The sequence below is a fragment of the Mycobacterium sp. genome (assembly GCF_035499775.1).
GTDB lineage: Bacteria > Actinomycetota > Actinomycetes > Mycobacteriales > Mycobacteriaceae > Mycobacterium.
Genome location: NZ_DATJYB010000385.1, coordinates 1 through 12,293, shown reverse-complemented (window position 1 = coordinate 12,293; position 12,293 = coordinate 1). Strand labels below are relative to the sequence as shown.

Below are 12,293 nucleotides of genomic sequence, written 5' to 3'. Positions count from 1 at the left end.
TCCGATCTTGTCGCCGGACTTGTCGTTGGTCATCATCGCCACCCGGATCAGGCGCGGGTAGGACGAGGCGGCGTCGCTCGCACCCGGGGATGCGTAGACGGGTTCGACGTACAACAACCCGGCCTGGCCGACCGGCAGCGTCAGCAAATTGCCCCACTTGATCCGGTTCTGGTTGTCACGCCCGATCTGGCCGAGATACGTCGACACGTCGGGATCGGTGGTGATGGCGTTATTGGCCAGCTTCGGACCGTTGACATTGCCCGGAATGGTCAACACCGTGATCTTGCCGTACGTCGCGGGATCGCAGCTGACGCTGATGTAGGCGGCCAGGAAGTCCTGCTTGAACCTGTTCATCGCGCTGGTCAGCTGATAGGCGGCCGAATTATCTTCTTTCAGAAGATTTTTCGCGACGAGATAATAAGGCGGCTGGTAGCTGCTGGCGGTCGGATTCGGGTCCAGCGGCACATCCCAGAAGTCCGATGAATTGAAGAACGTCCCCGGATTCTTGACGTGGTACTTGCCCAGCAGCATTCGCTGCACCTTGAACAGGTCTTCGGGATAGCGCAGGTGGTCCTGCAGTTCGGATGTCATGTCGCTCTTGGGCTTAACCGTCCCGGGGAAGACTCGCATCCAGGCCTTCAGCACCGGATCCTGTTCGTCCTGCTGGTAGAGCGCGACGGTGCCGTCATACGCATCCACGGTCGCCTTCACCGAATTACGGATGTAGGAGACCTGCTTGTCGGGGGCCAGCCGGTTGAAGGCCACCTCGGTGGAATCCGCCGTCGCCGACGACAGCGAGGTGAGTTCGGAGTACGGGTAGTTGTCCAGGGTGGTGTACCCGTCGATGATCCACACCAGTCGCTTGTTCACGATCGCCGGGTACACGGCGCTGTCGGTCGTCAGCCACGGCGCCACCGCCTCCACCCGCTGCGCCGGATCGCGATTGAACAGGATCCTGCTGTTTGAGCCAATCACACTGGAGAACAAGAAGTTTCGCTCGGCGAACTTGGCAGCGAAGACACTGCGGGATACCCAGCTGCCGATCGGGACTCCACCGCTTCCGGAGTAGGTGTACCGCTTGGTGTCGCCGTTTACTTCGTAGTCGTATTCGCGGTCGTCACCGTTCTTTCCGACGATCGCGTAGTCGGAGGAAGTGTTGGCGATCACCGGACCGAAGTAGACCCGAGGCTGGTCCAACGGCGCCGGCCCGCTGGGCGCCACGCTGCCGTTGGCCCCGACTACATTCACCAGGAACTGCGGATAACCGCCATTCTGGCTCGGGTCGTTGGCAATTCCACGGACCGTATTGGCCGGCGACGCAATGAATCCGTTGCCGTGCGTGTACACGGTATGCCGGTTGATCCAGTCCCGCTGGTTGTCGATCAATCGGTCCGGATTGAGTTCACGCGCCGCCACCACGTAGTCGCGCAGAACGTTATTGCGGTCGTGGTAACGGTCAATGGACAACTGGTCGGGGAAGTAGTAGAAGTTCTTGCCCCGCTGGAACTGGGTGAACGCCGGGCTGACGATCGTCGGGTCGAGCAGCCGGATGTTCGACGTGGTGGCGCGGTCGGCGGCTACCTGCTCGGCGGTGGGCGGCGAATCGCCGCTGTAGCTGCGGTAGTTCACCACATCGTCGGTCAGGCCGTAGGCTTGCCGCGTCGCGTCGAGGCTTCGACTGATGTAGTCGCTCTCCTTTCGCGCGGCATCGGGCTTGACGATCAGCTGCTCGACGATCAACGGCCAGCCGGCGCCCACGATCAACGACGACAGCAGCAAAAGAACCAGGCCGATAGCGGGAATCCGCAAGTCGCGCAGGACGATCGCGGAGAACACCGCGACTGCGCAGATCAGCGCGATCGCCATCAGGATCAGCTTGGCCGGCAGGACGGCGTTGATGTCGGTGTACCCGGCACCGGTGAACGGCTTGCCGCTACGGGTGTGCGACAGCAGCTCATAGCGGTCCACCCAATAGGCAATCGCTTTGAGGAGCACCAGGATACCGGCGATGGTGACCAGCTGGATGCGCGCCGAGCGACTCAGCGCACCGGTACGCCCGGACAGCCGAATACCGCCGAAGATGTAGTGCGCCAACAGGTTCACCACAAACGCCAGGAACACCGCCACGAACAGGTAGCTGAGCGCCAGCCGGTAGAACGGCAACTCGAATGCGTAGAACCCGAGGTCCTTGCCGAACTGCGGATCTCTGATGCCGAAGTCCCCGCCGTGCAAGAACAGCTGAATCCGAACCCAGTAGCTCTGCGCGATGATGCCGGCGAGAAAGCCGATTGCCGCCGGGATCCCGATCCCCACCAGCCGCAGATGAGACAGCACCGAGGTGCGATACCGCGCCACCGGATCGTTGTCGTTGCTCGGGACGAAGACCGGACGGGTGCGGTACGCCACCGCGAGGCCGGCGAACACGATGCCGCCGACCAGCAGACCGGCCACCAGGAACACCACCAGGCGAGTCACCAGCACGGTGGTGAACACCGAGCGATAACCCAGCTCACCGAACCACAGCCAGTCGACGTAGGCGTCGATCAGGCGCGGACCCGCGAGCAGCATCAGGATCACGCCGAGCGCGATGATGATCAGAATCCGGCTACGCCGAGTCAGTTTCGGCATTCGTGCGGCGGGCCGCATCCCCACTGGCTACGCTCCCTGCTCTTCCTGGCCGGTTGCTAGAGAATTTCTAGACTTCACAACTCTACGCATCACCGCGACCGTCATCCCCGGCTCGATCTCAATGCTCACTAGCAACTCGGCGGCTGGCCTCCCGAGGTGACCGCGTGCAGCGCGTCCACCGCCTGGCTGAGGGTCTCGACCTTGACCAGTCGCAAGCCGCTCGGGTTGTCGGAGGACGCCTCGAAGCAGTTCTTTGCCGGCACCAGGAACACCGTGGCGCCGGCCGCGTGCGCGGCGGCCATCTTGTGGGTGATGCCGCCGATCTGTCCCACCTTGCCGTCGGCGGTGATGGTGCCGGTCCCCGCGACGAAGGTGGACCCGGCCAGCTCACCGGTGGTGAGCTTGTCGACAACGGCCAGACTGAACATCAGTCCGGCAGAGGGTCCGCCCACGTTGGCGAGGTTGAAGTCCACGCTGAACGGCGCCCATGGCGCGTCGAGCACCGAGACGCCCATGAACCCGTACTCGCGCTCCTTGATGGACCCCAGGGTGATGTGGGCGACACCGGCCGGCTCATTCTTACGCCGATAGTCGATCGTCACCGGCTCGCCGGGCTTGGTGTTCTTCAGGAACGCGGTGAACTGCTCGATATTGGCCACCGGGGTTCCGTTGACCATGTCTATCGCGTCGCCGACTTTGAGCTGGCCGGCCGAGGGACCGGACTCGGTGACTTTGGCGATGGTCACCGCGGACGGGTACTTCAGGTAACCCAGGGCGGCGTACGCGGCGCTGTCCTCGGACTGCTTGAAGTCGGCGTTGTTGGCCTTGTCAACTTCCTCCCGGGACTTGCCCGGAGGGTAGACGAGATCGCGCGGCACCAGCTGTTCTTGCCCGGAGAGCCACAGCGTCAGGGCTTCGCCGAGAGTCAGATCGTCGCGCTGGGACACCGTCGTCATGTTGAGGTGACCCGAGGTCGGATGGGTCTGGATGCCCTGGATCTGCACAACCTGCTTGCCGTCGACCTCGCCGAGCGTGTCGAACGTGGGACCCGGGCCCAGCGACACGAACGGCACCGTCACGACCGCAAGCAGGACGCCGAAGAGCACGATCGGCACCAGCGCGACCATCAAGGTCAGAATCCGCCTGTTCACGCCGCTAACACTAGACGGACGCCCCGAGCACCGGTTCAGCTACGAGCATGACCCGAGATGGCGCTTTCTGTGCAGGCCTTGAGTACCGTTGACGTTATGGCTAACCCGCCTTTCGGCTTCTCCGCCGGAGACGACTCCTCAAAAGATGAGCCGGGGCGCGAAGAACACGGAAAGAAAAATCCGGATTCCGGCTCAGGCCCGCAGGACCCGCTGGCCGCTTTCGGCATGAGTGGCGACTTCGGCATGGGCGATCTCGGGCAGATCTTCACTCAGCTGGGGCAGATGTTCAGCAACGCCGGCAACGTGATGGCCGGCGGCCAACCGTCGGGCCCGGTCAACTACGACTTGGCCCGGCGAGTGGCTACCAGCTCGATAGGGTTTGTCGCGCCGATCCCGGCCACGACGAACTCTGCGATCGGCGACGCGGTGCACCTCGCGGAGACCTGGCTGGACGGGGCCACCGCGCTGCCGGCAGGCACCACCACGGCCGTGGGCTGGAGCCCAAGCGACTGGGTCGACAACACCCTGGACACCTGGAAACGGCTGTGCGATCCGATGGCCGAACAGATCTCCACGGTGTGGGCGGCGTCGTTGCCCGAGGAAGCCAAGAGCATGGCCGGGCCGCTGATGTCGATGATGTCGCAGATGGGTGGCATGGCCTTCGGCTCGCAGTTGGGCCAGGCGCTGGCCCGGTTGTCGCGCGAGGTACTGACCTCGACCGACATCGGTCTGCCGCTGGGCCCCAAGGGGGTGGCGGCCGTCCTGCCGGATGCCGTCGAATCATTCGCCTCGGGGCTCGAGCGGCCGCGCAGCGAGGTCCTGACGTTCCTGGCCGCCCGCGAGGCCGCGCACCATCGCCTGTTCAGCCATGTGCCCTGGCTGTCCAGCCAGTTGCTGGGAGCGGTGGAGGCCTACGCCAGGGGCATGAAGATCGACATGACCGGAATCGAAGAGCTGGCACGCGACTTCAATCCGGCATCGCTGAGCGACCCCGCCGCGATCGAACAGCTGCTGGGTCAGGGAGTATTCGAGCCCAAAGCGACGCCGGCGCAGACCCAGGCACTGGAACGGCTGGAGACGCTGCTCGCGCTGATCGAGGGCTGGGTGCAGGTAGTCGTGACGGCGGCCCTGGGCGACCGGATCCCGGGTGCAGCCGCGCTGAGCGAGACGCTGCGCCGGCGCCGGGCCAGCGGCGGGCCGGCCGAGCAAACGTTCACGACGCTCGTCGGCCTGGAACTGCGGCCACGCAAGCTGCGGGAGGCCGCTGTGCTGTGGGAGCGACTGACCCAGGCCGTCGGCGCCGACGCCCGCGATGCCGTGTGGCAACACCCGGATCTGCTGCCCTCCGCGGAGGACCTCGACGAGCCGGCCGCGTTCATCGACGGGATCATAGGCGGCGACACCAGTGGTATCGACGAGGCCCTTTCCGACTTGGAAGCCCAACTCGAGCGAGACAGCAACCGTGACGACCCCGACTCCGGCGGTTCTGTGGATAACTGATCCGGGCTGACCCGCCCGGCGTGGCACAGTCTCAAGTCATGCCGCGGTCGGTGCCCACGTTGTATGCGCTGGACCCGGCGATGCCGGTGTTGCTGCGACCCGACGGCGCCGTGCAGGTGGGCTGGGATCCCCGGCGCGCCGTGCTGGTGCGCCCACCGCGGGGCCTGACGGCCACAGAATTGGCCGCGCTGCTGCGGTCCATGCGTTCGCCGATAGCGATAACCGAGCTGCAGCGGCGGGCCGGCGACTCACTCTTAGTGGACGCCGACGGCTTGGGCAGCCTGGTCGCGCAGCTGGTCGGCGCGGGTGTAGCGACCCGTGGACGCCAGGGCGCGCGCGGGCGGGCGGCCTCGATCCGGGTACACGGCCGCGGGCCGCTGTCGGACCTGCTCGTCGAGGCGTTGCGCTGCTCGGGAGCCAGGATCGCACACACCAGCCAGCCGCATGCGGCCGTGACGCCCGCCGCCGCGGATCTGGTGGTACTGGCCGATTACCTTGTCGCCGACCCGCGCATGGTCCGCGACCTGCACAACCAGGGCATCCCGCACCTGCCCGTCCGGGTGCGCGACGGCACCGGGCTGGTCGGGCCGCTGGTGATTCCCGGCCAGACCAGCTGTTTGGCGTGCGCTGACCTGCATCGCAGCGATCGCGACGCCGCGTGGCCGGCCATCGCCGCTCAGTTGCGCGACACCGTCGGGGTGGCCGACCGGGCCACCCTGTTGGCGACCGCGGCGCTGGCGCTGAGTCAGGTGAATCGGGTGATCGCCGCTGTGCGGGGACAGCAGGCGGTGCGCGATCCCGGGCCGCCGCCGGCATTGAACGCCACCTTGGAGTTCGATCTCAACGCCGGCGCCATCGTCGCGCGCGAATGGACCAAGCACCCGTTGTGCTCATGCTGACTTCGTATGCCGAGCAGTCGTGAAAGCACCCGACGCCGGGCATGTGGGCGCCTTTGCGTCTGCTCGCCCCATAACTCGCCCCATAAGCGGGCGTCGCGGACCGGCAGTCATGGATGATGGGTGTGTGTCAGACATCAAACGTGGTCGCGCGGCGCGCAATGCGAAGCTGGCGAGTATTCCGGTCGGCATGGCCGGCCGCGCGGCCCTGGGGTTCGGAAAGCGGCTGACCGGCAAGTCGAAAGACGAGGTCAACGCCGAGCTGATGGAAAAGGCTGCCAATCAGCTGTTCACCGTCCTGGGTGAGCTGAAAGGCGGGGCGATGAAAGTCGGCCAGGCGCTGTCGGTGATGGAAGCCGCAGTTCCCGAGCAGTTCGGCGAGCCCTACCGCGAAGCACTGACCAAGCTGCAGAAAGACGCCCCGCCGCTGCCCGCCCACAAGGTGCACCGGGTGCTCGACGCCCAGCTGGGCACCAAATGGCGGGACCGGTTCAGTTCGTTCGACGACACGCCGGTGGCCTCGGCCAGCATCGGTCAAGTGCACAAAGCGGTCTGGTCCGATGGCCGCGAGGTGGCCGTCAAGATCCAGTACCCGGGCGCCGACGAAGCGCTGCGGGCCGACCTGAAGACCATGCAGCGCATGGTCGGGGTGCTCAAGCAGCTCTCTCCGGGCGCCGACGTCCAAGGCGTGGTCGACGAACTGATCGAACGCACCGAGATGGAACTCGACTACCGGCTGGAGGCCGACAACCAGCGCGCCTTCGCCAAGGCCTACGAGGGCCACCCGCATTTCCTGGTGCCGCACATCGTGGCCAGTGCGCCCAAGGTGGTGATCCAGGAATGGATCGACGGCGTGCCGATGTCCCAGATCATCCGCCACGGAACCGCCGAACAGCGCGACCACGTCGGCACGCTGCTGCTCGAGCTCACTTTCGACGCGCCGCGCCGGGTGGAGCTGCTGCACGGCGATGCCCACCCCGGCAACTTCATGCTGCTGCCCGACGGCCGGATGGGCGTCATCGACTTCGGTGCGGTGGCGGAGCTGCCCGGGGGCTATCCCATCGAGCTCGGGATGACCATTCGCCTGGCCCGCGACAAGAACTACGACCTGCTGTTGCCGACCATGGAGAAGGCCGGGCTGATCCAGCGGGGCCAGCAGGTGTCGGTGCGCGAAATCGACGAAATGCTGCGCCAGTACGTCGAACCGATCGAGGTAGAGGTCTTCCACTACACCCGCAAGTGGCTGCAGAAGGCCACCGCCGTCCAGATAGACCGGTCGGTGGCGCAGATCAGGGCGGCGCGGCAAATGGATCTACCGCCCAAGCTCGCCATCCCGATGCGGGTGATCGCGTCGGTGGCCGCGATCCTGTGCCAGCTTGACGCGCATGTCCCGATCAAGCGGCTCTCGGAGGAGCTGATCCCCGGTTTCGCCGAGCCGGACACCGCCGTCGTCTAAGTCGATCGCCGTCGTCTGACAGCGGTATCCGGTTACGCGGCAACATCTTTACGGGGACGTCCACGCGGACGTTTGTGACTCACGATCGAGCCGCGTTCGAAAATCTGGCCGCCCCACACTCCCCAGGGTTCGGCACGGTCCAAGGCCGCCGCCAGGCACTGACGACGGACCGGGCAGCTCGCGCACAGCGTCTTGGCGCGCTCCAGATCGGCTGGGGTCTCGGCGAACCACAAGTCCGGATCGCCGACATGACACGGCAACTCTGGCAGCGTCTGTCTGGGGACTGTCAGGGTTGACATGTCCTCGTCACCTGCTTCCTGGTCTGGTGGATGTCCTGCTACTTCTGATCCGGACCAGGTTGGGATGTTGCTGCCCCAAAAACTGTGGCCACGGATCCTTCTGACTGCGGGTCCGTGGCCATTTGGCGGAAATCGGGCTAGTTAGTTACGGATAGCCCCGATTCACGGACGCGTCAGTCGCGGCGGCGGCGGCGTGATGCTTACTCGCGGCCACCGGCGGGGCGGCTCGGAAGTTCTGGGCGGCATGCCGGGTGCCCGAGGCGGCCACGCCTACTCCGAACGCGTTTTTATCGAGCATCGTGGGCCACCCTCCTCTCAAACACCGGCCGGCAAGAATGCGGTTTCGAGGGTAGACGGTAGCAGCCGCTGGTGACAACCGATTTTCTGACCTGCGCGTATACCGCTCATTGGGCTTGGCGAACCAACTCCAGCACATCCGGCCCGTACTGCTCGAGCTTGCGGGCGCCGATACCCGGGATCGCGATCAGGGCGGCGTCGTCGTCAGGCAGCATTTCGGCGATCGCGATCAGGGTGTTGTCGGTGAAGACGATGTAGGGCGGCACCTTCTGCTCCTTGGCGATGTCCAGCCGCCAGGCCCTGAGCTGCAGCAACAGTTCCTCGTTGACGTCGCCCGCGCAGCTTTCACACCGTCGCAGCATGACGGCGGCCGGCGTGGTCAGCATGTCGTTACAAACACGGCAGCGCGACGGAGTGCCTTTGTTGCGCCGCGACTTCGCGGGCGCCACGTCCGCACGGGTCTGCGGCGCAATACCGTTGAGGAACCGCGACGGCTTCCGGCTCTGCCGCCCGCCCGGGGTTCTGGCCAGTGCCCAGCTGAGCGCCAAATGCACTCGGGCCCTGGTGATTCCGACATAGAGCAGCCGACGCTCCTCCTCGACCGGCTCGCTGTCGGGACCGTGCGCCAAGGCGTGCGAGATCGGGAGCGTGCCGTCGGCCAGTCCGACCAGGAACACCGCGTCCCACTCGAGTCCCTTGGCGGCGTGCAGTGAGGCCAATGTGACGCCCTGCACCACCGGTGGGTGCCGCGCGTCGGCCCGCATCCGCAGCTCGGCCAGCAGCCCCGGAAGTTCTAACTGTGCCCGCTGCTTCACCTCGGCATCGACCAACTCGGCGAGTGCGCTCAACGCCTCCCAGCGATCCCTGGCGCGGGTGCCGACGGGCTGCTCGGCCGTCAACCCCAGCGGTTCCAGGACCCCACGGACCACGTCCGGCAGGGGTCCGTCGGCACCCCGTTCGGCCGCACGCTGCAGCGCCAATAGCGCCTGCTTGATCTCCTGACGGTTGAAAAACCCCTCGCCGCCGCGGACCTGATAGGCGATACCCGCCTCGGTCAACGCCTCCTCGTAGACCTCGGATTGGGCGTTGACCCGGTAGAGCACCGCGATCTCGGATGGCGGGGTGCCGGATTCGATCAGCCGGGCGATCGACTTGGCCACCGCGGTCGCCTCTGCCGGCTCGTCGGAATGCTCCTGAAACGACGGGGCCGGGCCAGGTTCGCGCTGACCGGAGAGTTGAAGCTTGCTGCCCGCGACCCGGCCCCGGGCGGCGGCGATCACCTGGTTTGCCAGCGACACCACCTGCGGCGTGGAGCGGTAATCGCGTTCCAACCGCACCACCGCGGCGTCGGGGAACCGCCGCGAGAAGTCGAGCAGGAAGCGTGGCGAGGCGCCGGTAAACGAGTAGATGGTCTGGTTGGCGTCGCCGACGACAGTCAGGTCGTCCCGATCGCCCAGCCAGGCCGAAAGCACGCGCTGCTGCAGCGGGGTGACGTCCTGGTACTCGTCGACGACAAAGCAGCGGTAGCGGTCCCGGAACTCCTCGGCCACCGCGGCGTCGTTCTCGATGGCCGCCGCCGTGTGCAGCAGCAGGTCGTCGAAGTCGAGCAGGGTGACCGTTTCGTCGCGGACCTTGAGGGCCTCGTACGCGGTATAGACCGCGGCGATTTTGTCGGCATCCATCGGGGTGTCTCGAGCGATGGCGGCGACGGCGGCCGGGTATTGCTCGGGGCCGATCAGCGATGCCTTGGCCCACTCGATCTCGCCGGCCAGGTCCCGGACGTCGTCGGTACTGGTGTTCATCCTGGTGCGGCTGGCGGCCCGGGCGACGATCGCGAACTTGGTGTCCACCAGCTCCCATCGGGTGTCACCGATCACCCGCGGCCAGAAATACCGCAACTGACGGTGAGCGGCGGCATGGAACGTCAGCGCCTGCACCGCGCCGATACCCGACCCGGTGTGCGCCGCTGCGTCGAGCGCGCGAAGCCGGGACCGCATCTCCCCCGCCGCACGCTGGGTGAAGGTCACCGCCAGCACCTGCCCGGCGGCGACGTGGCCGCTCGCGATGAGCTGGGCGATGCGGTGCGTAATCGTGCGGGTCTTGCCCGTTCCGGCGCCCGCAAGTACACAGACCGGTCCGCGCGGAGCCAGCACGGCTTCGCGCTGCTCGTCGTCCAGTCCGGCGGTCAACGGCTCTGCGACCATCGGCATGCCGTCCATCTTGGCAGTGGCGGCCGACAAACCGGGTGTATCGCCACGCCCCAATTGGCCTCCTCTCTCCGCATCCCGCCGCGCGGAATGCATTGTCGCCGGGCTACGTTAACGGGCTATGACCACTGCTGCGCTCACCCTGTACACAACCTCGTGGTGTGGCTTCTGCCATCGGCTCAAGACGGTGCTTAAAGCTAACGGGATCTCCTACGACGAGGTCGACATCGAACGGGACGCGGCGGCGGCGGAGTTCGTCGGCTCGGTCAACGGCGGGAACCGGACGGTGCCCACCGTGAAGTTTGCCGACGGATCGATACTGACGAACCCGAGCGCCGGCGAAGTCAAGGCGAGGCTGGCCGAGGTCGCCAGCTAGGAGACACGAACCACCGCGGCAAATGTGTGCATAGGAATGCGTCCGGGCTTACGCTGTTGACCATGGCGTCGAAGTTGCGGGCAAACTTCTCCGTGACGTGCCGAACACCCACGATGAAGCCCACGGGCTCGCCTTGCACGCACCCGAACCGGTTTCAAAAGATCGTCGCCGTGTGCAGTGCGGTCATTGCGATCGCGGCCTGCTCGCGCGGGAACTCTCCGGCCAAGCCGAACAACGCACCCCCGACAACTGTGGATGCGATGATCGTCAGCGTCGAAGATGTGCGGAAAATCGCCAACGCCGATGACCTCACGCCGCACCCGCACGCGGACTTGCGTAAGCCACCACCTGCCGACGTCAACGCTCCGGGACCGTGCCGGGCGGTGGGACACACCGATATCACGTTCGGCGGCAACTGGACCGAGTTTCGCAGCGCGGGCTACAACGGCGTCACTGATGACATCCAGCCGGGTGGGGTTCAGCTCGTCAACGAGGTCACCCAGGCAGTTGCCCGGTACCCGGACTCAAGCACCGCACGCGGTGCATTCCATCAGCTGGAACTGACGCTGCAAGCGTGCGTGGACCTCAAAGACCCCAATTACAACTTCGGCCTGGACCGGGCAGATTCCTCGACGCTTCGCATCAGCGCCGACCAGTGGAGCCACCTGTATCGCGAAAAGTCTGGCGTGCTGATATCCGTCGGCGTGGTGGGTCTCGACTCAGCACCGCAGATTGCGAGCACGGTCATCCAGATGATCACCGACCGGGTACCTTAGCCTCCGTCGAGCGCCGCCCACGATTCGATGATCACGCGGGCGATCGAAATCGACCCGGGCAGAAGAAGTTTCGACCCCGACGCACTCGTCCAATCGCCGGCGTCAAGCGCGGCGCGCACCTCGTCTCGGGTGAACCACGCCGCTTCGACGATCTCACCGTCGTTGAACGAGAATTCCTGATCGGGGTCAGCGCGGGCATGGAAGCCGACCATCAGCGAGCGAGGGAACGGCCATGGCTGGCTACCCAGGTATCGCACGTCACCAACGACCAACCCGATTTCCTCGCGGATCTCCCGGGCGACGCAGACTTCGAACGACTCGCCGGCTTCGACGAATCCGGCCAGTAGCGAGAACATCCGCTCGGGCCAGGTGGCCTGCCGAGCCAGCACCGCGCGGTCTCCCCCGTCATGGACCAGACAGATCACCGCCGGATCGATACGCGGGAATTCCTCGTGACCAGTGATCGGATTGACGCGCGACCAGCCGCCCCTGGCGGATTTCGTCGGTGAACCGTCCACTGAGCTGAACCGCGATTTGTCATGCCAATTCAGTAACGCGGTGGCCGACGACACCAGTTGGCTGCTGGTGTCGTCGAAGATCTTGCCCAGGCTACGAAGGTTCACCACCTCGGCCTGTACGCCGGGATCCGTTGGCGCTTCCAGCGCTCCCCGGATAGCCCAGACGTGCCGGCCACCCTCGATGCGGCC

11 protein-coding genes are annotated in these 12,293 nt (G+C 65.8%); 5 read left to right on the top strand and 6 right to left on the bottom strand.

Annotation, left to right across the window (positions count from 1 at the left end; all coding sequences use genetic code 11):
* Both VML93_RS23900 and VML93_RS23895 read right to left on the bottom strand, forming a co-directional pair.
* Positions 1 to 2,652: UPF0182 family protein (locus tag VML93_RS23900; RefSeq protein ID WP_325614755.1), on the bottom strand; the 2,652-nt coding region annotated here is incomplete at its 3' end.
* 104 nt (positions 2,653 to 2,756) lie between these two features.
* Positions 2,757 to 3,779: a PDZ domain-containing protein gene (locus VML93_RS23895; protein ID WP_325614754.1), complete on the bottom strand. Its 1,023-nt coding sequence runs from the start codon at positions 3,777 to 3,779 to the stop codon at positions 2,757 to 2,759.
* Between the two features lie 78 nt (positions 3,780 to 3,857).
* On the opposite strand from VML93_RS23895, the gene VML93_RS23890 reads away from it, so the two are divergent.
* From VML93_RS23890 to VML93_RS23880, 3 genes are all read left to right on the top strand, one after another.
* Complete coding sequence (locus VML93_RS23890; RefSeq protein ID WP_325614757.1) at positions 3,858 to 5,279, top strand: zinc-dependent metalloprotease; 1,422 nt, start codon at positions 3,858 to 3,860, stop codon at positions 5,277 to 5,279.
* A gap of 38 nt (positions 5,280 to 5,317) precedes the next feature.
* Entirely contained in the window at positions 5,318 to 6,178 is an 861-nt protein-coding gene (locus VML93_RS23885; protein ID WP_325614753.1) for a cyclodehydratase, read from the top strand.
* A 109-nt stretch (positions 6,179 to 6,287) separates the two neighbouring features.
* Positions 6,288 to 7,631 carry an AarF/ABC1/UbiB kinase family protein gene (locus VML93_RS23880; protein ID WP_325614752.1) on the top strand — a complete coding sequence of 448 codons (1,344 nt, stop codon included), beginning with the start codon at positions 6,288 to 6,290 and terminating at the stop codon, positions 7,629 to 7,631.
* A gap of 32 nt (positions 7,632 to 7,663) precedes the next feature.
* Here the strand turns inward: VML93_RS23880 and VML93_RS23875 are convergent, their stop codons facing one another.
* The 3 genes from VML93_RS23875 to VML93_RS23865 all read right to left on the bottom strand — a co-directional run bounded on the left by VML93_RS23875 (position 7,664) and on the right by VML93_RS23865 (position 10,437).
* Complete coding sequence (locus VML93_RS23875; RefSeq protein WP_325614751.1) at positions 7,664 to 7,930, bottom strand: WhiB family transcriptional regulator; 267 nt, start codon at positions 7,928 to 7,930, stop codon at positions 7,664 to 7,666.
* Between the two features lie 145 nt (positions 7,931 to 8,075).
* The gene (locus tag VML93_RS23870) at positions 8,076 to 8,228 is read right to left on the bottom strand and encodes a hypothetical protein (RefSeq protein ID WP_325614750.1); all 153 of its coding nucleotides are present in this window, start codon (positions 8,226 to 8,228) and stop codon (positions 8,076 to 8,078) included.
* Between the two features lie 106 nt (positions 8,229 to 8,334).
* Positions 8,335 to 10,437 (bottom strand): ATP-dependent DNA helicase UvrD2, encoded by a 2,103-nt coding sequence (locus VML93_RS23865; RefSeq protein WP_325614756.1) that lies wholly within the window; start codon positions 10,435 to 10,437, stop codon positions 8,335 to 8,337.
* A gap of 118 nt (positions 10,438 to 10,555) precedes the next feature.
* Between VML93_RS23865 and mrx1 the strand changes: the two genes are divergently transcribed.
* Entirely contained in the window at positions 10,556 to 10,810 is a 255-nt protein-coding gene (gene mrx1 / locus VML93_RS23860) for a mycoredoxin Mrx1 (RefSeq protein WP_325614749.1), read from the top strand.
* Between the two features lie 113 nt (positions 10,811 to 10,923).
* The gene (locus VML93_RS23855; RefSeq protein WP_414686424.1) at positions 10,924 to 11,586 is read left to right on the top strand and encodes a sensor domain-containing protein; all 663 of its coding nucleotides are present in this window, start codon (positions 10,924 to 10,926) and stop codon (positions 11,584 to 11,586) included.
* On the opposite strand, the gene nudC is transcribed toward VML93_RS23855, so the two are convergent.
* Positions 11,583 to 12,293: NAD(+) diphosphatase (nudC, locus tag VML93_RS23850; RefSeq protein WP_325614747.1), on the bottom strand; the 711-nt coding region annotated here is incomplete at its 5' end. The two genes, VML93_RS23855 and nudC, sit on opposite strands and share 4 nt — an antisense overlap.